Genomic DNA, 21,578 nt, shown 5'->3' on the forward strand with positions numbered 1-21,578 from the left:
AGGTTTATTTTAATTAGTTAAAATTTTGACGATAAAATAAGAAGAGGTGTTTTTAATGATTAAAAGTTTTGACGAAATCTTATCAAAGGTTAAAAGCCAAGAAACTAAAAAGGTAGCAGTTGCAGTAGCACAGGATAGACCAGTACTAGAAGCAGTTAGAGATGCTAAAGAAAATAACATAGCTGATGCGATACTTGTTGGAAACAAAGGCGAAATAGAAGCTATAGCAAAAGAAATAGGAATGGATCTAAATAAATTTGAAATTGTACATGAGCCAGATGTAAAGAAAGCTGCATTAAAAGCAGTAGAATTAGCATCCACTGGCAAAGCTGATATGGTTATGAAGGGATTAGTTGATACAGCAAATTTCTTAAGAGCTGTATTAAATAAAGAAGTAGGTTTGAGAACTGGAAAGCTAATGTCCCATGTAGCTGTTTTTGAAACAGAAAAATTTGATAGACTACTTTTCTTAACAGACGTTGCATTTAATATGTATCCAGAACTTAAGGACAAAGTTGATATAATAAATAATGCAGCTACTGTTGCTCGTGCTATAGGAATTGAACGTCCAAAGGTTGCAGCAGTATGTGCAGTTGAAGTTGTAAATCCTAATATGCCAGAAACAATAGATGCTTCAATACTTGCAAAAATGAGTGATAGAGGACAGATAAAGGGTTGTGTAGTTGATGGACCTTTTGCATTAGATAATGCTTTATCAGAAGAAGCTGCAGCTCATAAGAAAGTAACAGGAGAAGTAGCAGGAAAAGCAGATATATTATTACTTCCAAACATTCAGGCAGGCAATATAATGTATAAAACATTAACATATACAACTGATTCAAAGAATGGCTGCCTATTAGTAGGCACATCTGCACCGGTTGTATTAACTTCAAGAAATGACAGTCACGAAACAAAGATGTACTCAATAGCTTTAGCAGCATTAGTTGCTAACAATATGAAAAAAGGGAAATAGTACTTTTGAATAAACGGAGGGAAAGAAATGTCAAAAAAATTATTAATAATAAATCCAGGTTCTACATCAACAAAAATAGCTGTATTTGATGATGAAAACTTAGTTTTAGAAGAAACCCTAAGACATTCAGCTGAAGAAATAGGAAAGTATGATACTATTTATGATCAGTTCCATTTTAGAGAGGAAGTAATACTTAACGTATTGAAAGAAAAGGGATTTGACATAAATACTTTAGATGCAATAGTTGGTAGAGGCGGACTTTTAAAACCTGTAGAAGGTGGTACATATACTGTAAATAAAGCTATGCTTGATGATTTAAAAACCACTGTAAGAGGAGAACATGCTTCAAACTTGGGCGGAATTATAGGCAATGAAATAGCAAAATCATTGGGAATACCAGCATTTATTGTAGATCCTATTGTTGTTGATGAACTTCAGGATGTGGCAAGAGTTTCCGGTATGCCAGAAATTGAAAGAAAGAGTATATTTCATGCATTAAACCAAAAGGCAGTAGCTAGAAGATATGCAAAAGAAAATGGAAAACCTTACACAGATATAAGAGTTATAGTAGGACATATGGGTGGTGGAGCATCTGTTGGTGTACACAAAGGTGGAAGAATAATAGATGTTAACAATGCATTAGATGGGGAAGGTCCATTTTCACCAGAAAGAACAGGCGGACTTCCAAGTGGAGATTTAGTTAGACTTTGCTATTCAGGTAAATTTACTTTAGAAGAAATGTTAAAGAAAGTAAATGGAAAAGGTGGAGTTGTTGCTTACCTTGGAACAAACGACTTCAGAGAGCTTGAAGCTAAAGCATCAGAAGGTGACAAACATTTTAAATTAATATTAGATGCATTTATTTATCAAATGGCTAAAGAAATAGGAAAATGTGCAGCAGTACTAGAAGGAAAAGTTGACGCAATTATATTAACAGGTGGAATAGCTTACAGCAAGTATGTAACTTCAGAGATTCAGAAAAAGGTTGGATTTATAGCTCCATTTGTAATTTATCCAGGAGAAGATGAAATGTTAGCATTAGCTCAAGGTGGATTAAGAGTGTTAAATGGAGAAGAAGCTGCAAAAGAATACAAATAATTTAGCAGTTTATATAATGACCAGTGATGAAAATCACTGGTCATTTGTTAAATTTATATATATATATTGTTAAATTATTAGAAACATTAACATTTACATAGGGCATTTTTATTGTTAGTAAGAGAAAATTATATTATAATTAGTCTGTGGCTTTATGATATTTTATACATGATATAAATTATAGTGATTTATTGAAAAATTAATATTGAATATTGGATAAAATAAAAAGAGAGGTATTAAAATGGGTAGGATGTTTGGAACAGACGGAGTTAGAGGAATTGCTAATGATGAACTGACAGCAGATACAGCTTATAGTCTTGGAAGAGCAGGAGCTTATGTGTTAACAGAAGGGACGCATAAACCTAAAATATTGGTAGGAATGGATACCAGAATATCTGGATATATGTTAGAAAGTTCTTTAGTAGCAGGAATTCTTTCTGTAGGAGCGGAAGCAATTTGCGTAGGAGTTATACCAACTCCGGCAGTAGCGTATCTTACAAGAAAATATGGAGCAGATGCTGGAGTAGTTATATCTGCATCTCATAACCCAGTAGAGTATAATGGAATAAAGTTCTTTGATGGTAAGGGATATAAGCTTCCTGATGAATTAGAAGATAGAATTCAAAGTGTAATAGAGAATAATTTTGAAGGAGTACCATGCCCTACAGGAGCAGATATAGGAAGAAAAGTTGTTGAAAAAGGTGCTTTAGAGGACTATATGGAATTTGCTAAAAATACTATAAAGACTGATTTAAAAGGCCTTAAAGTGGCTCTTGATTGTGCTAATGGCGCGGCTTACAAAGTAGCAGTAGAAGCTTTTAGGGAACTTGGGGCTGAAGTATTACCTATAAACAATGATCCAGATGGTATAAATATAAACAAAAATTGCGGATCAACTCATCCTGGAGAACTTATGGAATACGTAGTTAAGAAAGGATGTGACTTAGGCCTGGCATTTGATGGAGACGCAGATAGATGTTTAGCTGTAGATGAAAAAGGAAACCTTATAAATGGTGACTTTATAATGGCTATTTGCGGTAAGAATATGAAGAAATGTGGTAAGCTAGATAAAAATACAGTAGTAGTTACTGTAATGAGCAATATGGGACTTTTCATTGCTATGGATAAAGAAGGTATAAATCTTGTAAAAACAAAAGTTGGAGACAGATACGTTCTTGAAGAAATGCTAAAGAAAGGTTATAAAATAGGAGGAGAACAATCAGGCCATATAATATTCCTAGATTATAACACTACAGGAGATGGTCTTGTAACCGCTATTCAACTTTCAGCTATTGTTAAAAATAGTGGGAAAACATTATCACAGTTAGCTTCTATCATGAGGGAATTACCTCAAGTTTTAGTAAATGCTGCAGTACCAAATGATAAAAAGAACATTTACATAGAAGACAGTGAGATATCAGAAGAAATAAGGAAGATAGAAAAAAAGATGGATGGCAAGGGAAGAGTTTTAATAAGACCTTCAGGTACCGAACCCCTAGTGAGAGTTATGCTTGAAGGAGAAGATCAAAAAGAAATTGATGAAATAGCCCACTCCTTAGCTAAGTTGATTGTAGAAAAGGCAAAGTAATTTACTTTATGTAGTTTAGCTATTCCATTTACTATAATGGAATAGCATATTCAATTAATAACTAATTTTGTCATTGACCAAAGCTATTATTAAAAATATAATAAAATATAGTGCTTAATATGTAAAAGGAAGTGATGCTTATAGAAAGGAATATATGGAACTTTTAATATTATTATAAAAAGCGCCAGGACTTAAGTAGATTACACTTAAATCAAAGATTTGGAGTGTCACTTAAGTTGACGAGGATGGGGAGTATCGAATCTTCGGCGGGTGCCCCACGGTATCGCACTACCGTTAAAGATTGATAAAACCGAAAAGCAATTTTCGATACAATATCAGTCAGGTGTTAAAACCTTAAGCCTAGGGTCATGGCGAGAATATAATGACCTGCTTTTCTGTTTCATAATAACTAGAAAAGCATAAATTGAAATGTGAAAGGAAGATTTTTTATGTGCGGAATAGTAGGATATATAGGGAAAAAACAGGCTTCAGATATATTAATAGAAGGATTATCAAAACTTGAATATAGAGGATATGATTCAGCAGGTGTAGCTATCATAGACAATGATTCAATAAATGTAATGAAATGCAAGGGCAGATTGGCTAATTTAGAGCAAAAGTTAAAAGAGGCTCCTTTAAAAGGATCATTAGGTATTGGACACACAAGATGGGCAACTCATGGAGAACCATCAGATGTAAACTCACATCCACATAGTAATGAAAAAGGAACAATTAGCGTTGTTCACAATGGAATAATAGAAAATTACATTCACTTAAGAGAATGGTTAACTTCTAAGGGATACAATTTTAAATCAGAAACTGATACAGAAGTTATACCTCATTTAATAGATTATTTCTATAATGGAGATTTGCTAGATGCTGTTATGAAAGCAGCAGCTAAAATGGAAGGCAGCTATGCAATAGGAGTAATATCAAGCAATGAACCAGATAAAATAGTAGCTGTAAGAAAAGATAGCCCTATGATAGTAGGCCTTGGAAAAGATGAATATTTTATAGCTTCAGATATACCAGCAGTATTAAATCATACTAGGGATGTATATCTTCTTAATGACAAAGAATTTGTTGTATTAACAAGGGATGGAGTAAAATTATTTACTGAAGATAAAGAACAAATAGAAAGAGAAGTATACCATGTAACTTGGAATGCAGATGCTGCTGAAAAAGGCGGCTATGAAGATTTCATGTTAAAAGAAATACATGAACAACCAAAGGCTATAAAAGATACTATGACTTCAAGAGTAATGATGGGGAAACCAATAACCCTTGATGATATAAAAATAACAAAACAGCAAATAGAAAATATAAACAAAATATATATAGTTGCTTGTGGTACAGCTTACCACGCTGGAGTAGTTGGCAAGTATGTAATAGAGAGGCTAGCAAGAATACCAGTAGAAGTAGATATAGCTTCAGAATTTAGATATAGAAATCCAATAATAGATGAAAAAACATTAATGATAGTAATAAGCCAATCGGGAGAAACTGCAGACACCTTAGCTGCTTTAAGAGAAGCAAAGAGCCATGAAGCTAGAGTTATTGCTGTAACAAATGTTATTGGAAGCTCAGTGTCAAGAGAAGCTGATGATGTTTTATACACTTGGGCTGGACCAGAAATTGCAGTAGCATCCACAAAGGCTTATGAAACTCAGCTTATAGCAATGTATATAATAGCATTATTTTTCGCTCAGAATAAAGGAACTTTAAGTGAAGCGGAATTAGAAGAATTAAAGAAAGAAATGCTAAAATTGCCTGAAAAAGCACAGAAATGCTTAAATCATAAAGAAGTAATACAGAGGTTTGCATCTAAGAATTACATGCACAAGGATATATTCTTCTTAGGAAGAGGTCTTGATTATGCAGTAGCTATGGAAGGTTCATTGAAGCTTAAGGAAATATCTTATATCCACTCAGAAGCTTATGCAGGGGGAGAGCTAAAGCACGGTCCAATAGCTTTAATAGAAAAAGGGACAGTGGTAATAGCACTTGCAACTCAAGATGATTTATTTGAAAAAATGGTAAGCAACGTAAAAGAAGTTACAACTAGAGGAGCACGTGTTTTAGGATTAGCTTTTGAAGGCAAGGAAAGCATAGAAAAAACAGTGGATTCGGCAATATATCTACCAAGAACCAATCCATTATTTGCACCAGTACTTTCTGTAATCCCATTACAGTTATTCTCATATTATGTAGCAGTACAAAAAGGCTGCGACGTTGATAAGCCAAGGAATTTAGCCAAGTCAGTTACAGTTGAATAGTTGTCCACATTAGTTTAAAAAATTGATCCACATTGTTGATTAAAAATAATCAGCAATGTGGATTGTTTTTTGTTTTAGAGGAAAAACAGGAGCTTTTTAGGTAGGTGTACTTTGCCCATATTACTATGAAAGAGGTAGTATATCTATCAAATGGAAGACAATTTATGGTATAATATTATTGGGTATAGCTGATAAAAGTGTTAAATATAGTATATGAATTGGATTATGTAATGTTCATAGACTAGATAAGATGTGGGGGTATTTATTATGTTTCATATTGCAATATGTGATGATGAATTAATAGTATGCAACCAGATTGAAGATATAATATTAAAAGTAAGTAGTGAAATCAGTGAAAAAATTGAAGTGGAAGTGTTTTATTCAGGAGAAGAGCTATGTGAATATATGTTAAGACAATCAGATTTTGATTTGATTTTTTTAGATATAGAATTAAAGCTATTGAATGGTGTTCAGGTTGGTAGGAAAATACGAGAGGAAATGGGAAATGATATTGTTCAAATAGTATATATTTCCGGGAAACAAGGATATGCAATGGATTTGTTTGAGATAAGGCCTATGAACTTTTTAGTAAAGCCATTAAGTAAAGAAAAAATTACGCAAGTTGTAAAAAAGTTCATAGAATTATCCGGAAGGGGCAATGAATACTTCCAGTTTAACATTGGGAAAACATTATATAAGATACCTCTTAAAGACATTTTGTATTTTGAGAGTGAAATGAAAAAAATTAAGGTAATAACAAAAGATAGTATAAAGGAATGTTATGGCAAACTTTCTGATGTGCAGCAGGAAATTGGAAATAGTGATTTCTTATTAATTCATAAATCGTATCTTGTAAACTATTTTTATGTTGCAGAATATCAGTATGAGTCTATTAAATTAACAAATGGTGATATTTTACCTATAAGCCAAAATCACAGAAAAGATATTAGGCAAAAATTGCTTAATCTTAAGAAAGACAGAAAATAAATTATGTATATTTTAAATATAAATGATTTATTATACTTAATTTCAGGTTTATTTAATACTTATGTGGCTTTTAGGTTTATGAATGTGTTTTTCCATAGGAATCATACAAATAAAAAAATTGAAATAGAGTCATTTATGCTATATTTTACAATCAATGGTATTGTATATATATTCTTTTCATCGCCTCTTATAATCTTTGCATTGAATTTATTAGTATTTTTTATGTTTACTTATAAATATCCAGGTAAGTTATCAACAAGGTTAATATCAACGGCATTGATTTATTCAGTAAATATATGTGTGTATGGTATAGTTTATAATTTAATGAAAACAGTAGATACAATAGGTGATGTAACAAGTATTACTGAAATTATAGCTAATTTATTACTATATCTATTTGTGCTTGTATTTGAAAATGTATTAAATCATAAAAACAGGTATAATATAAATATTTTGCAATGGGGTGCAATTTTTTTTATTCCTGCAGGTAGTATTATTATCATTGTTTCTACACTACTTTTATCTGATTATAGAACTATTTCTAATATCTTAAATATGGGTTGCTTGTTAGGTATAGATGTAATGATTTTTTATTTGTATAATGTGCTCATAAAATTCTATAAAGATAAATATGAGGAAGAATTGCTTAGACAACAAAATAACTCATATAAAAATCAACTTAAGATTATAAAGAAATCACAGGATAATATAGCCATGATACGTCATGATATGAAAAATCATATTTTCAAACTTCAGGATATTATACAAAAAGGTGATAAGCAGGATATTCTTGATTATTTAAAAAATACTATAGAATTTATAGATGTATCAAATCAGTATGTAAATTCACAAAATTTAGATGTGGATAGTATTCTTAATTATAAAATAGATGAAGCAAAAAAGGCAGGAGCAGTAGTTGATGTTGTTATAAATATTCCTAATAAGTTAAGAATAGATTCCTTTGATTTAAATATTATTATAGGTAATCTAATGGACAATGCTATTTATGCTATAAAAAACAGTGAGGATAAGCAGATAAAAATAGAAATTGAATTTGATAGAAACATTTTCTACATTATAATAACTAATTCTTATTGTGGAAGAATTTTATCTAAGAATGGGCAATTGCAGACAACCAAAAAAGATAAGGATAATCATGGTATAGGGTTAAGAAGTGTAGAGGCGGTTATAAAAAAATATGATGGAATAATGGATATAGATTATGATAATAGTAATTTTTGTGTAAGCATATTACTATATAACCTAACTAAATAGTAATAGCAAAAAACATTAGTTTTACCAGATATATATATATATTCTACCATGTTTCCGCATAATGTAATTTTTTTTGGTAATATAGAACTAACGGAAATAAAAATAATTTAATTACTATAGATAGATTAACAGGAAAGGAAGTATAAGGGATATGAAATACTTGTGTCATGATATTTTTATGGTAAGAGTACCAAGCTTGCCTGTTAAAATATTTCGGGATTTCCATAAAACCAATGGAAATATTTCAGATTATATTTCTGAGAATGAAGATGTAATGAATTTTATGAAGGAAAGCGTACTGTTATCAAGTAAATCCCTGTATAATTCTTTAAATAATCCACCAACGGAAAAGAAAAAGATTAAGAACTATAAATTAGGACTCTTGAAATACTTTACAAGAGCTTCAACAAGACCAACCCCTTATGGACTTTTTGCCGGAGTAGGTTTAGGGAGTTTTTCTGATAAAACTAAAATTATTGTTGATGAAAATAAATTTAAGCGTGACATAAAAGTAGATACTTATTGGATATGTCATGTTATCCATGATTTAGAAAGTGATATGAAAATAGCTTCTCAACTAAAACTTAAATTTAATCCAATTTGTTTTATAAGTGGGGATAGGGTGAAAAATCCATACTTCTCTAATCATGGTGATATCAATAAATATGATGATTATGTAAAAGAAAATAGTATAAGATATACTCCTTTAATTAAATTAATAAAAGAAAAATCTCAAGATTTCACTTCTTTTCAAGATATAAAAAAGGAAATTCTAAAAGTTTATACTAATGCACCTGATGAATTGTTAAATAATACTTTAATGCAGTTAATAGAAAATGAATATTTGATTACAGAACTAAGGCTTCCAGCATATTGTGACGATGCTATGGGATATATTATAAAAATTTTACAGGATAAGAGTGGAGTAGAAGAACTATTAAACAAGCTTCAAGGTATAAATAAATCAATAGCTTTATATAGGAATTCAAATGAAAGATTAGATAGGATAAAAATTTTGGAAGATATCTATAAAAATATGTCTGAGATGTATAAGTCTAAAAATTATTTAGAAATTAATAAAGGTTTAATGCTGCATGAAAATTATCTATCGGATAAGATAAAGGAAAAGCTTGAGAAATTTGTACAAACTCTAAGTATGATCCCATTAGACTCAAATGATTATTGTATATTAGATAAATTTAAAGAAGAATTTACAGAAAGATATGGACTCAATATTGAAGTGCCATTAGTTGATATAATAGATGATAATGATTTTAATGGATTAAATTTACTTAGTGATGAGTCATACAAGCTCTCACAAAGGGAAAGTGAAATTAGAAAAATTATTGACAATAAAATTTTACTAGCTCTAATGAATGGAGAAGAAGAAGTAAACTTAACAACAGATGATTTTTTGAAGGTAGAGGAAATCCCAATAAGTACAAATCCTGCAAAATCCTTCGATATGAACTTTTATATAACAAAGGGAAATGAAGATTATTATTTTACCCTTGGGCCAAATGGGGGATCTTCAAAAGCAGGGAGCATGTTTCAAAGATTTGCAAATGCCTTTGATAATGATTTGATGAAAGATTATAACAAAATATATGAAAAAGAAGTAGAACTTACAAAGGAGGATTATATACTTGTAGAGGCAAGGGAGCTTTCTACCACAGGAAGATCAAATAATGTTACAAATAGATTTAAAAATTATGATTATTATCTTGCTATAGCCTGCACAGATAAAAGTGCTAAAGAAGAAATTCCCATTAATGATTTATATATAGGAATATCTCATAGGAGAGAATTATATATAAAGTCCAAAAGCAGAAATAAGAAAGTTAAAGTAGTAGTTGATAACATGTTAAATCCAGCTTTAAACAGTAAACTTTTAAATCTATTAAGAAAAATATCCAATGAATATGAAAATCAAATAGTGGGAAGAGCTTTTATGCAAGGCAAAAATGAATATATATACACTTCAAGAATTAAAATAGAAGGAGTTACAGTTAGACCAAGAAAGTGGAAATTTGGTTCTAATGACTTAATAATTAGAGATTTCGATGGTTTTAAAAAGAGTTTTTTAAGTGCTTCTAGTGAATATAAAATTGATAAATATGTGTATATTTGTGAAAACGATAATAGATTGATAGTTGATATAAAAAGTCCAGATGCCCTTGAAATAATGTATTCCACAATAAAAAAACAAAAAAACTTAGAATTGAGTGAAGTTGAACAGGGTATTTTCAATGAGGGAATTGTAAAGGATTTAGAAGGTAATAACTATATTAGTGAATTTGTATTTTCGTTTATTCAGAAAAGCAATGAGGAAGTTATGTTAGAAAAAAAGGAAACTAATTTTTCAAATTAGAAGGAACATATACTTGAAAATATAGAATTTCAAAGGGAAAATAATAAATTTCCACTATGTAGAGATGGATGGATATATATAAAGCTCTACGGTCTGGGTAATAGAGGAAATGAACTTCTTACAAGAGAAGTACCTGATTTACTATCAAAGAGTACAGATGTAAAATTTTTCTTTATAAGATATTATGATTCCAAAAATCATTTGAGATTGAGATTTAAATTCAAAGATGAAGAATCAGCATTATCTGGATTAAAAATAATTAACTCATGGATTAGAAATTTAGAGATAAAACAAATAATTGATAAAGCAGTATTTGACACCTATGAGAGGGAGAGCAATAGATATGGAGGCATAGAATTAATAAGATTTGCAGAAAATGTATTCTTTTCAGATAGCTTATTTGTAATTGACATGCTGCAGCAATTTGATTTAGATGAAGAGGATGATAGAGAAACTGCGTATATAATTGGAATGATATCAATGTTAAAATACTTGGCAAGAGATGAAGAAGAAATGCTTGAAATACTTGAAACCAATAATTTAAAAAAATTTTATAGAAAAGAGTTTAGAAATAATAGCAAGAAGTATTTAAAGATCACAGAAGCTATATTAGATGAAGATATTCTAAGTATTGATGAAAGATTAGAAAATGTGGTAAATTCCTATAATAAAAGAAAATTGGAACTTCAGAGTTACAAAATAGAATTAGAAAAACAACTAGAACTAAAAAACAATACAAATTATAAAAGTAATATTATTTTATCAATTATCCATATGTACTGTAATCGTATGACAGGTATAAAAGCCTATGAGGAACAGTATTTAGCTATTATAAGACATTCAATACATGCCCTATTGCAAAAAAGAAAATATATAAAGGGTATATAAATTAGCTTAAATTCAGTGGAAGGGCTATATAATAAAAATTTAAATAATTAAAAATAATAGGAGGTAGGTATAATGCCTAATTTTGAAGATTTTGACCTTGATTTAAAAAAAGTTAAAACAAATAGTGACAAGGTTTCAGTTAACACTCCAACTCCCACAATATCTTATTTAGTACATTGTAACACTGCAGATTGTCCTAGTACAGATTGTTCTCCTGGAGACATGACAATTGGATGTTATGCTGCAGATAAAGGAGTATGTCGCTGCTAGAATAAAGTTTAAACAATCTGATTTAAAGTAAGACAGGCCCTTCCACTGAACTTATAAATTATAAGGAGTTATAAATTATTTGAGAGAATGCTAAATACAACACAGGATAATTTAAAATCAATTGAAAAAATATATGTAATAATAAGGGGGTCAAAATGGCCGAGTACAATTTTTCCAACAAAGAGCTTTTTATATTTTTGTTAGTAACCTTTGGTTTAACCATATGTATGGGCATTGCTATGGGGTTTGCATACACTAAATATCCAGTGGATTCTTTTGGCTTGACACAGATGTATTATCCATCTATAGGTGTGATGACAGCTTTATTGTTAAACAAAGAAAGACGGAAAAATCTTCCCATGAAGTTTTATGGAACTTATTTGTTTTTTACCATTACATCAATTTTAGTTCTTTTAATAGATATATTTGTATTTCATAAAAACCCAAATGCATATATGGATATGTTGTTGCTTGTAGGGAGCATTATCTTATGTCTTATATACTTTGCAGATAAAAAAGAGAAAATATATGATTTCGGATTGGGGCTTGAAAAAAATGTGAAGGCATCTATTGGTTATATTTTGTTATTTTTTGTTCTATATATGTGTGTAGATTTTTTAAGCGCACTTATCTTGGGAAACGGTAAAAAATTTATTGATGCTTTCATAAACGCAAAAAAATCCATTGTTTTGTTTTACTTTCCGGGTATGTGTATTTTATTTTTAGGAGAGGAATATGGCTGGAGGTATTTTCTCCAAACTGCTCTTCAGCAAAGACTTGGTAAACGAACTGGTGTAATACTTTTGGGAATCATATGGGGAATATGGCATTTGCCACTAAACCTGTTTTATTATAGTCCAATGACACCTTTTTATTCTATTCTAAACCAAGTGGCTGGTTGTATTGGCTATGCCATATTTTTTGGCTTTGTTTATATGAAGACGGAAAACATATGGACTGTTTCTATACTCCATTGTTTAGCCAGTGGAATTGCTCCTACTTTTAACGATGCTTTAGGGAGTAATGTTGTTCTTAGCGAGGAATTAGTATTAGCAAATCTAATTTGTTTCTGTGTAGTCTATTTGCCTTTCCTATTTACTAAAGAATATGAGAAAGATAAAAAAGAAATAGGGCTTAAAAATGAGTTATAACATAGTTTAGAGAATATGATGCAATATTATTTTTATAATAGTAATTATAATAAGCTGCTATATTAAATAAGGGGGTCAAAATGGCCGAGTACAATTTTTCCAACAAAGAACTTTTTATATTTTTTATAGTAACTTTTGGTTTAACTATAAGTATGGGCATTGTTATGGGGTTTGCATACACTAAATACCCATTGGATTCTTTTACCTTGACGCAGATGTATTATCCATCTATAGGTGTGATGACAGCTTTATTGTTAAACAAAGAAAGACGGAAAAATCTTCCCATGAAGTTTTATGGAACTTATTTGTTTTTTACCATTACATCAATTTTAGTTCTTTTAATAGATATATTTGTATTTCATAAAAACCCAAATGCATATATGGATATGTTGTTGCTTGTAGGGAGCATTATCTTATGTCTTATATACTTTGCAGATAAAAAAGAGAAAATATATGATTTCGGATTGGGGCTTGAAAAAAATGTGAAGGCATCTATTGGTTATATTTTGTTATTTTTTGTTCTATATATGTGTGTAGATTTTTTAAGCGCACTTATCTTGGGAAACGGTAAAAAATTTATTGATGCTTTCATAAACGCAAAAAAATCCATTGTTTTGTTTTACTTTCCGGGTATGTGTATTTTATTTTTAGGAGAGGAATATGGCTGGAGGTATTTTCTCCAAACTGCTCTTCAGCAAAGACTTGGTAAACGAACTGGTGTAATACTTTTGGGAATCATATGGGGAATATGGCATTTGCCACTAAACCTGTTTTATTATAGTCCAATGACACCTTTTTATTCTATTCTAAACCAAGTGGCTGGTTGTATTGGCTATGCCATATTTTTTGGCTTTGTTTATATGAAGACGGAAAACATATGGACTGTTTCTATACTCCATTGTTTAGCCAGTGGAATTGCTCCTACTTTTAACGATGCTTTAGGGAGTAATGTTGTTCTTAGCGAGGAATTAGTATTAGCAAATCTAATTTGTTTCTGTGTAGTCTATTTGCCTTTCCTATTTACTAAAGAATATGGGAAAGATAAAAAAGAAATAGGGATTACAAATCAAGGGAAATCTATTTAGAGAAGATTATTTTAAGGGAGTGATGATAGTGAATATGTCTATAACTGAAAAAACAGAATTGTCAAGAAAAAGAGGATTATCAGGAAGTACATTAAAAATTATGGCAGTTATTTCTATGGTAATTGATCACATTGCAGCAGTATTAATTTTAATGGGTATATATTATAAATTTATACCCAATGCTGAGAATACAGCAATGTACTCTAGCCCCAATTTAAAAACTATCTATACGCTAATGAGGGCAATAGGGCGTATATCTTTCCCAATATTTTGTTTTTTGCTCGTTGAAGGATATGTTCATACAAGCAATAAAAAGAAATATGCATTGAGACTTTTTATTTTTGCATTAATTTCTGAAATACCATTTAACTTGGCTTTTGGTAACAAAATATTTATACCAGCTTCTCGATTAAATAATGTATTTTTCACATTATTTTTAGGAATATGTGTAATGTATTCAATTGAATTTATTAAGAGCAAAAAAATAAATAAAGTAGGTACTGCAATTGCTATTATAGCAACTATAGTAGTATTTGGAGTAATAGCCAAGTTTATAAAATGTGATTTTAATTATCATGGTATACTTTGCATAGCTCTTTTTTATATATTTAGAGAAAACAGAATACTACAAATATTATCAGGAATTGTTGTATTTTTATATGAGGTACCAGCAAGCTTTGGAATTGTGTATCTTTCATTGCTTCCAATTTATTTTTATAATGGCAAAAGGGGATTAAAATCAAAGTATTTTTTCTATATTTTTTATCCAGCACATTTATTAATCTTGTATTTTATAAGAGTATATTTGGCATCAATAGGTATTTAGATTTTATACTAAATATTATGGGGATGGTATATGATGATTAGAAAAGTAAAAAGCTTTATAGAGATGTCAGATAAAACTACAGATGAAGTTTATAAATTTCTAGAGTGCTTTTCAAATATGTTGAAAATCAGTATGATTCAGAGATTTTAAACCCTATTTACTACACTGATTTGCTTCTATTAGCATCTGAAGCTTATCCCCTTTTAGAGGATAAAGAGAAGTGGGCAAATGTTTCTTATGATATGTGTAAAGCTATGAAACAAAGCCTCGAAAGATATGGTATCTTAGGGGGTAAGCCTAGTATGATGGGTGGCTTAGGGTATATGTGTTTCGCCGTCAATGCGTTTAAAAAGAACACGGGGAATCTACCAAACTTTTCCCAAAGTTTAAACAAACTATTGCTAGAAAGTTCTGGGAAATACGCTAATACTTTAATTGAAAGTAAAGCAGAAACCTTTATGAGCCAGTATGATGCTATTTTGGGGCTTTCAGGAGCTTTATATTATTTATTAGATCTTAAATGGACAATAGATGAGAAAAGACATTTGGAAAGGATTGTAGATTACTTAATTGGGCTTACAAAGTATCATGAATATAAAGGACATTATATTATTAACTTTCATATAACAAGGGAAAATCAGTTTAGAGAAGATGAAAAGAAATATTTTACAGATGGAAATTTTAACTTTGGATTATCCCATGGAATGATGGGACCCCTTATTGCTATGGCTAAGGCATGGAAGAGGGGAATTAGAGTGGATGGGCTTAAAGATGCAATAGAAGAGCTATTCAATATATACGAACAATTTAAAAAATATAAAGGAGATATCCCAATTTGGCCAACACAATTGTCATTTGATGATTATATAAAAGGTGAATTTAATGAAGATACAAGACCTGTAATATCAAGCTGGTGTTATGGAAACATAAGTATAGCAAGAGGAATGCAGAAAACAGCCCAATATATGAAGTGGATTGAAAAAGAAAAAGAGTATAAAAAGGATTTAATAAATATAATAAACCAGCCCATAGAAGATTATAATCTCAATAGTCCTATATTGTGCCATGGATATGCTAGTGTATTATGTGAGAGAACATTTGCCTATAGAGAAAATAAAGATAAAGAATTTGTAGAAACCATTGAAGAGAATATAAATACAATGATAAATATGTTTAAGGAAAATAACGGATATATAGAAAAGCATAAAGAAATTCTACAAGATGAAAATAGAATTACTGAAGGATATTTTGAAGATTTATCATTTTTGCAGGGAACCAGTGGAATAATATTATCTTTATTGGGAGCTATCTTTGAAGATTTAGATTATGGAAGATTATTATTGGTGGACTAGCACAAAGATTTTGAGCAGAGCGACTGCAATTTATATTCTTACTAGGGGGTAAAAAATGACTGAATACAATTTTTCCAACAAAGAACTTTTTATATTTTTTATAGTAACTTTTGGTTTAACTATAAGTATGGGCATTGCTATGGGGTTTGCATATAATAAATATCCAGTGGATTCTTTTGCCTCGGTACAGATGTATTATCCAGCTATAGGTGTGATGACAGCTTTGTTGTTAAACAAAGAAAGACGTAAAAAGCTTCCTATGAAGTTTTATGGAACTTATTTGTTTTTTACTATTACCTCGACTTTAATTCTTTTGGTATGGATATTTGTATTTCATAAAGACCCAGGTATGTATATGGAGTTGTGGAAAATTACGGGAAGCTTTAGCATATTCCTTATTTTTGCTTTTCCAGATGAAAAAGCAAAAATGTATGATTTTGGATTAGGTTTTGGGAAAAAGGTGAAGGCGTCTATTGGCTATATTTTGTTATTTTTTGTCCTATTGATATGTGTAGATATTTTAAGTGAACTTATCTTAGTTGGCATTAAAGAAATTACCACTATTTTTCAAAACATAAAAATATTTATGAATAGTCTATTCATTTTACCTGCTTTGTTTCTAAGTCAGTTTATTTTATTTTTAGGAGAGGAATATGGTTGGAGGTATTTTCTTCAAACTGCTCTTCAGCAAAGACTTGGCAAACGAACTGGTGTAATTCTTTTGGGCATTATATGGGGCATATGGCATTTGCCACTAAACTTATTTTATTATAGTCCAACAACGTCTTTTTATTCTATTTTAAATCAAGTGATTGTCTGTATTGGCTATGCCATATTCTTTGGCTTTGTTTATATGAAGACGGAAAACATATGGACTGTTTTTATAATTCATTTTGTGAACAACTACTTTTTTCTTATTGCAAAAAATATGGGAGTTAATATTGTTCTTAACGGAAAACTAATATTAGTAAACTTAATTTGTATGTCTGTAACCTATTTGCCTTTCCTATTTACTAAGGAATATAAGTAATTATGTTTAATAAGGGAGTAATTATGAAAAAAGAAAAAATCACTACGAATATTTGGGACAACTTAATTAAAACAACAAAATATATTTGTAAAGTAAATAAGATATATATTTTTGTGACTTTAATTTCTACCATAGTAACAGGTATAATTCCCACAATTTCTTTGCTGCTAATGCAGAAGATAATTAATTTAATACAACTTGGAATGGGAAATTTGAGATTAGTGTTTATTTATATTGCTCTTTATTCAGCAGTAGGTTTGTTCCAAACCATATTTGAAGGTTTAATAGGATATTTTAATACTAAGTTTAGTTTTAAATTTAATTTAATGATTAAAGAGGAGATATTACGAAAAGCAGGAAATCTTGAATTAAAGGATTATGAAGATAGTAAAACTTACGATTTGATTAGGCGAGCACAATATGAAAGTGAAGGTAAGTTATTATCATATTTTAATATGTTTGTTACTATTGGGAGTAATTTGATTACCATGTTTTCTTATGTAATCATTTTATTTTACTTTAAAGCTTGGCTTGTTTTAGTAGTTCTAATAGTTCCAATTATTAAGTATTTTATAGTTAAAAACATAAATATAAAGCAATTTAAAATAATAAAGGCTAGGACTAATCAGGAGAGAAAGGCATGGTACTGTGACTACCTTATCAAAAATGGAGATAGTTACAAAGAATTAAAAACTTATAAATTGTTTGATTACTTTATAAATAAGTACAAGAAATATATTAAGGGTTTTAATGCACAGGATTTACAGATTGCAAAGCAATCTACATTATATCTGTCCATTATGGATATGGTTGAGCAAATTTTAAATGCACTTATGTTTGCTTATGTTGCTTATAGTGGATACATTGGTGAAATATTAATAGGAAATGTCATAACTTATACAAGGACAATTATGGATATAAAATCTTATATTCAAAAAATATTGGAGGCATTTGCAGGTATACAAAAAGAAAGTATTTTTATAGATCAGTTATATGATTTTTTAAATTTAAATAATAAAAGGGAAATAATAAATTTAAAAAAAATAGATGAAATAAGGGAAATAAGGATAGAACATCTTTATTATAAGTATAAAGAATATGGAGACTACGTATTAAAAGATATTAATTTAACCATAAAAAAGGGTGATTTTATTGCTATAATAGGCAGAAATGGAAGTGGAAAAACTACTTTAATAAAAATAATAATGGGATTCTACAACGATTATGAAGGTAATATATACATAAATGGGATTGACTTGAGAGAAATAGACAAATCTGAGTTATTAAAAAGAATAGGAACTTTATTTCAGGATTTTGCTAAGTTTGAAGCTACTTTTAGAGAAAATATAAGCTATGGGAATTTGGATATTATGGAAAACGACAATCGAATTAATGAAATTAGTAATAAATTCGATTTGAAAAGCTTGACAGCTAATGAACCTAAAAACATTGATGTTCAGTTAGGTTGTTGGTTTGATGATGGTAAACAAATATCAATCGGTCAATGGCAGAGGGTAGCTTTAGCAAGAGCATTTGCAAAAGAAGCTGATTTATATATATTAGATGAACCTAATGCAGCGTTAGATGCTATATCAGAATACAATTTGTCTAATATGTATAATGATTTATTGAAAAATAAAATGGGTATAATTGTAGCTCATAGATTCAACAATTTTATTAAGCAAGCTAATAATATAATTGTTTTGGAAAAAGGAGCTATTGTAGAAAGTGGAACCCATGAAGAACTCATTGATTTAAAAGGAATTTATAATACACTATATAATATTCAAATAGGCAATTATGAAACGGATAAAAATATATTTACTTAAAGCGGAATGTAACTTAATCAGCTACATTCCTATAATTTTACACTACTAAAGCTTCACCTTATCAAGTTTATTTGTTCAAAAAGTCTTCTGCATATTGTGCGTAAAGTGCAGAACCAATTTCTAGGGCTTCTTCGTCTACAGTATAATGAGGGTGATGCTGTGGGTAACATGCATTTTTAGATTTATTTCTTACACCAACTAAAGCTAGTACACCCGGAACTTTATTTAAGTATTCTGCAAAATCCTCTCCACCCATAATTTTTTCAATAACTATAGATTTTGCACCAATTTTTTCTAAAGATCCTTCTGCCAATTTTGAATATTGTGCATTGTTAATTACTATAGGAGTTCCGTAAGAATATTCAACCTCTGCCTCTGCTCTAAAAGTAGAAGCGGTATCTTTAGCTATTCTTTCCAACATTTCAGGAAATTTATTTCTTATATCAGCATCAAAGCATCTTGTAGTACCAGTTAAGACACCTTCACTTGCAATAACATTAAATCTTGATCCAGCGTTAAGAGAACCAACACTTACTACAGTAGGCTGCAGAGGATTTAATTCTCTGCTAACTATAGTTTGCAAATTCATAACTATTGCTGAAGAAGTTAAAACTGCATCTACACCCTGATGAGGGGCAGAGCCATGTCCACCTTTACCTTTTACTTTAATTGTAAATAAATCTGAGGATGCCATTAATGGGCCTTCTTGAACACATACCGAACCACATTCTATATCACTCCATACATGCATACCGAATATACCATCTACTCCTTCAAGGGCTCCAGCTTCTATCATCATTTTTGCGCCTTCAGCAACTTCTTCTGCTGGTTGGAATATTAATCTTACAGTACCATTAAGGGTATCCTTTATGTCATTTAAAACCATAGCAGCACCTAAAAGCATTGATATATGGCAGTCATGTCCACAGGCATGCATAAATCCATCATTTTTTGATTTAAATTCACATTCATTTAATTCAGTAACAGATAATGCATCTATATCAGCTCTTAGAGCTACAGTTTTATTAGAACTTTTGCCTTTGATTTCAGCAATAATTCCTGTGTTAGCAGCAGTTTTATATGGAATACCAAGTCTATCTAATTCATCTTTAATCATTTTACTGGTATTGTATTCATTTAAACTAGCTTCAGGATATTGATGAAATTTTCTCCTCAAATCTATAATATTTTGTGTATATTTTTTAGTCATTTCTCTTATTGTCATGTAATGCACCCCCTAAAATATTTATTAAAAAATTAAATTTAACATTTTAAAATTATAACAATTTTACAAAGAAACCGGCTATAATTACTGATGCTATTGTAACAGTTGTAAAACCAGCTACAAGCATTTTTGGAAGCATATCATCAATAACATATTCCTTTTCTTCATTTGTTTCACATACAGATTTAATTGCCTCATGGGTTAAAATATAATCTGCTGGGAATCCATATAATGCAGTAAGTGTACAAGCAAATGCCATTTGTTTTGAAAAACCTAGTGCTTTTCCAAGTATTAATGACATAATATACATGCCAATTACGCCTAAAATGATAATTCCGAATAACGGAATAGCTATCTGCTTTAACATAGCAGGTGTAGCTTGGGAAAGGTTAGCAAATATAAATGCCATAAGTACAGTCATAAGAAATCCAAAGGAATTAGCTTTATTTAATGACTTTTCTTCTAAGAACCCAATTTCACATCCAATAACACCTAAAATTAAACAAAGTACAAAGTCATTAATGTGTACAACTGGACCAATTTTAGAAGCTAGCCAACCAACAAATCCTAGTTTTAGTAAAATTACGTATGGAGTTTGGTACTCTTCAGGTAGAGGGGGAATAAGCTTTTTTCTTGGGCTAGTAAGTTCACTTGCAGTTTCAGACTTAGCTAAGTGAGCTTCCTTTCCGCCGTTTCTATATAACCCCAATAAACGTTTTGCTTCTTTTTTTAGGCAGAAAGCTGAAATTGGATATCCAACGAATCCCTGCATTACATACATACAAGTAGCAAGTACAGCAATTGAAGTTAAACCTTTATCAGTGGCAGCTTTAGACATTAATATTGATGCTACAACTCCACCAGTAAGAGGAGGAGTAGCTGCTACGACAGTCTGCCAGCCAAATAATGTTTTACCAATAGTTAATGTCATTATACATATGCCAAATATACCAGCAAGAGCTATTAAAACTGTTCTCCATTGAGATAATAACTCTTTTAAATTCATTAACGTACCCATGTGTACTAGCAATAGATACATTGCAACATTTACTATGGGAGCTGCGAATGAACCCATAGCAATAATATCCTTTGGCATAAAAGTCCAAAATCCAATTAAGAATAATACCGCAGATACAAAAACTGAAGGAACAAATGCCTTAGTTTTCATTGAAATGATTTCGCCAGATGTCAATACAATTAAGATAATAGTGAAAGCCCCAATTACACTATAATTCATAATAATATGCCCCTTTCGCTTTTAATATAATTTTTGTCAATTATATCAACCACCAGAAATTGTGTCAATACTCCCTTTTATCCATTATTTTACTGTTATTAGTGTATTTTTTATAAT

At 30.2% G+C, this 21,578-nt stretch carries 17 protein-coding genes; 15 read left to right on the forward strand and 2 right to left on the reverse strand.

Annotation, left to right across the window (positions count from 1 at the left end; all coding sequences use genetic code 11):
• Positions 1-55 precede the first annotated feature (55 nt).
• From ptb to CLLI_RS00690, 15 genes are all read left to right on the forward strand, one after another.
• Positions 56-973 carry a phosphate butyryltransferase gene (gene ptb / locus CLLI_RS00620; protein WP_106062349.1) on the forward strand — a complete coding sequence of 306 codons (918 nt, stop codon included), beginning with the start codon at positions 56-58 and terminating at the stop codon, positions 971-973.
• A gap of 27 nt (positions 974-1,000) precedes the next feature.
• A complete protein-coding gene (gene buk / locus CLLI_RS00625; RefSeq protein WP_106062350.1) occupies positions 1,001-2,071 on the forward strand; it encodes a butyrate kinase in 1,071 nt (356 codons plus the stop codon).
• Positions 2,072-2,312: 241 nt separating this feature from the next.
• The gene (gene glmM, locus CLLI_RS00630) at positions 2,313-3,659 is read left to right on the forward strand and encodes a phosphoglucosamine mutase (RefSeq protein WP_106062351.1); all 1,347 of its coding nucleotides are present in this window, start codon (positions 2,313-2,315) and stop codon (positions 3,657-3,659) included.
• Between the two features lie 449 nt (positions 3,660-4,108).
• Entirely contained in the window at positions 4,109-5,935 is a 1,827-nt protein-coding gene (glmS, locus tag CLLI_RS00635; RefSeq protein ID WP_106062352.1) for a glutamine--fructose-6-phosphate transaminase (isomerizing), read from the forward strand.
• A gap of 267 nt (positions 5,936-6,202) precedes the next feature.
• The gene (locus CLLI_RS00640) at positions 6,203-6,922 is read left to right on the forward strand and encodes a LytR/AlgR family response regulator transcription factor (protein ID WP_106062353.1); all 720 of its coding nucleotides are present in this window, start codon (positions 6,203-6,205) and stop codon (positions 6,920-6,922) included.
• Positions 6,923-7,057: 135 nt separating this feature from the next.
• Positions 7,058-8,197 carry a sensor histidine kinase gene (locus tag CLLI_RS00645; protein WP_170063612.1) on the forward strand — a complete coding sequence of 380 codons (1,140 nt, stop codon included), beginning with the start codon at positions 7,058-7,060 and terminating at the stop codon, positions 8,195-8,197.
• Positions 8,198-8,348: 151 nt separating this feature from the next.
• Positions 8,349-10,568, forward strand: a complete 2,220-nt coding sequence (locus tag CLLI_RS00650) for a lantibiotic dehydratase family protein (RefSeq protein WP_106062355.1) — start codon at positions 8,349-8,351, stop codon at positions 10,566-10,568.
• A gap of 78 nt (positions 10,569-10,646) precedes the next feature.
• Positions 10,647-11,456: a thiopeptide-type bacteriocin biosynthesis protein gene (locus tag CLLI_RS00655; RefSeq protein ID WP_278335548.1), complete on the forward strand. Its 810-nt coding sequence runs from the start codon at positions 10,647-10,649 to the stop codon at positions 11,454-11,456.
• A gap of 72 nt (positions 11,457-11,528) precedes the next feature.
• Entirely contained in the window at positions 11,529-11,726 is a 198-nt protein-coding gene (locus CLLI_RS00660) for a hypothetical protein (protein WP_106062357.1), read from the forward strand.
• A gap of 155 nt (positions 11,727-11,881) precedes the next feature.
• Positions 11,882-12,877, forward strand: coding sequence for a CPBP family intramembrane glutamic endopeptidase (locus tag CLLI_RS00665; protein WP_106062358.1), 996 nt, complete (start codon positions 11,882-11,884; stop codon positions 12,875-12,877).
• 80 nt (positions 12,878-12,957) lie between these two features.
• On the forward strand, positions 12,958-13,962 hold the full coding sequence (locus CLLI_RS00670) for a CPBP family intramembrane glutamic endopeptidase (protein ID WP_106062359.1): 1,005 nt from the start codon (positions 12,958-12,960) through the stop codon (positions 13,960-13,962).
• A gap of 22 nt (positions 13,963-13,984) precedes the next feature.
• A complete protein-coding gene (locus CLLI_RS00675) occupies positions 13,985-14,788 on the forward strand; it encodes a TraX family protein (protein WP_106062360.1) in 804 nt (267 codons plus the stop codon).
• A gap of 104 nt (positions 14,789-14,892) precedes the next feature.
• The gene (locus tag CLLI_RS00680) at positions 14,893-16,140 is read left to right on the forward strand and encodes a lanthionine synthetase C family protein (RefSeq protein WP_170063613.1); all 1,248 of its coding nucleotides are present in this window, start codon (positions 14,893-14,895) and stop codon (positions 16,138-16,140) included.
• A gap of 55 nt (positions 16,141-16,195) precedes the next feature.
• Positions 16,196-17,170, forward strand: a complete 975-nt coding sequence (locus CLLI_RS00685; protein ID WP_106062362.1) for a CPBP family intramembrane glutamic endopeptidase — start codon at positions 16,196-16,198, stop codon at positions 17,168-17,170.
• A 23-nt stretch (positions 17,171-17,193) separates the two neighbouring features.
• On the forward strand, positions 17,194-18,999 hold the full coding sequence (locus CLLI_RS00690) for an ABC transporter ATP-binding protein (RefSeq protein WP_170063614.1): 1,806 nt from the start codon (positions 17,194-17,196) through the stop codon (positions 18,997-18,999).
• A gap of 67 nt (positions 19,000-19,066) precedes the next feature.
• Here CLLI_RS00690 and CLLI_RS00695 read toward each other — a convergent pair whose 3' ends face one another.
• Both CLLI_RS00695 and CLLI_RS00700 read right to left on the reverse strand, forming a co-directional pair.
• Complete coding sequence (locus tag CLLI_RS00695; RefSeq protein WP_106062364.1) at positions 19,067-20,224, reverse strand: M20 family metallopeptidase; 1,158 nt, start codon at positions 20,222-20,224, stop codon at positions 19,067-19,069.
• Positions 20,225-20,276: 52 nt separating this feature from the next.
• Complete coding sequence (locus CLLI_RS00700) at positions 20,277-21,461, reverse strand: hypothetical protein (RefSeq protein WP_106062365.1); 1,185 nt, start codon at positions 21,459-21,461, stop codon at positions 20,277-20,279.
• Between the last annotated feature and the right edge of the window lie 117 nt (positions 21,462-21,578).

Source organism: Clostridium liquoris (genome assembly GCF_002995785.1).
GTDB lineage: Bacteria > Bacillota > Clostridia > Clostridiales > Clostridiaceae > Clostridium_AO > Clostridium_AO liquoris.

Bases quoted from the DNA above. Each gene is read 5' to 3' on its own strand.
- ptb (WP_106062349.1), top strand. From the start codon at position 56: ATGATTAAAAGTTTTGACGAAATCTTATCAAAGGTTAAAAGCCAAGAA.
- buk (WP_106062350.1), top strand. From the start codon at position 1,001: ATGTCAAAAAAATTATTAATAATAAATCCAGGTTCTACATCAACAAAA.
- glmM (WP_106062351.1), top strand. From the start codon at position 2,313: ATGGGTAGGATGTTTGGAACAGACGGAGTTAGAGGAATTGCTAATGAT.
- glmS (WP_106062352.1), top strand. From the start codon at position 4,109: ATGTGCGGAATAGTAGGATATATAGGGAAAAAACAGGCTTCAGATATA.
- CLLI_RS00640 (WP_106062353.1), top strand. From the start codon at position 6,203: ATGTTTCATATTGCAATATGTGATGATGAATTAATAGTATGCAACCAG.
- CLLI_RS00645 (WP_170063612.1), top strand. From the start codon at position 7,058: ATGCTATATTTTACAATCAATGGTATTGTATATATATTCTTTTCATCG.
- CLLI_RS00650 (WP_106062355.1), top strand. From the start codon at position 8,349: ATGAAATACTTGTGTCATGATATTTTTATGGTAAGAGTACCAAGCTTG.
- CLLI_RS00660 (WP_106062357.1), top strand. From the start codon at position 11,529: ATGCCTAATTTTGAAGATTTTGACCTTGATTTAAAAAAAGTTAAAACA.
- CLLI_RS00665 (WP_106062358.1), top strand. From the start codon at position 11,882: ATGGCCGAGTACAATTTTTCCAACAAAGAGCTTTTTATATTTTTGTTA.
- CLLI_RS00670 (WP_106062359.1), top strand. From the start codon at position 12,958: ATGGCCGAGTACAATTTTTCCAACAAAGAACTTTTTATATTTTTTATA.
- CLLI_RS00675 (WP_106062360.1), top strand. From the start codon at position 13,985: ATGATAGTGAATATGTCTATAACTGAAAAAACAGAATTGTCAAGAAAA.
- CLLI_RS00685 (WP_106062362.1), top strand. From the start codon at position 16,196: ATGACTGAATACAATTTTTCCAACAAAGAACTTTTTATATTTTTTATA.
- CLLI_RS00690 (WP_170063614.1), top strand. From the start codon at position 17,194: ATGAAAAAAGAAAAAATCACTACGAATATTTGGGACAACTTAATTAAA.
- CLLI_RS00695 (WP_106062364.1), bottom strand. From the start codon at position 20,224: ATGACAATAAGAGAAATGACTAAAAAATATACACAAAATATTATAGAT.
- CLLI_RS00700 (WP_106062365.1), bottom strand. From the start codon at position 21,461: ATGAATTATAGTGTAATTGGGGCTTTCACTATTATCTTAATTGTATTG.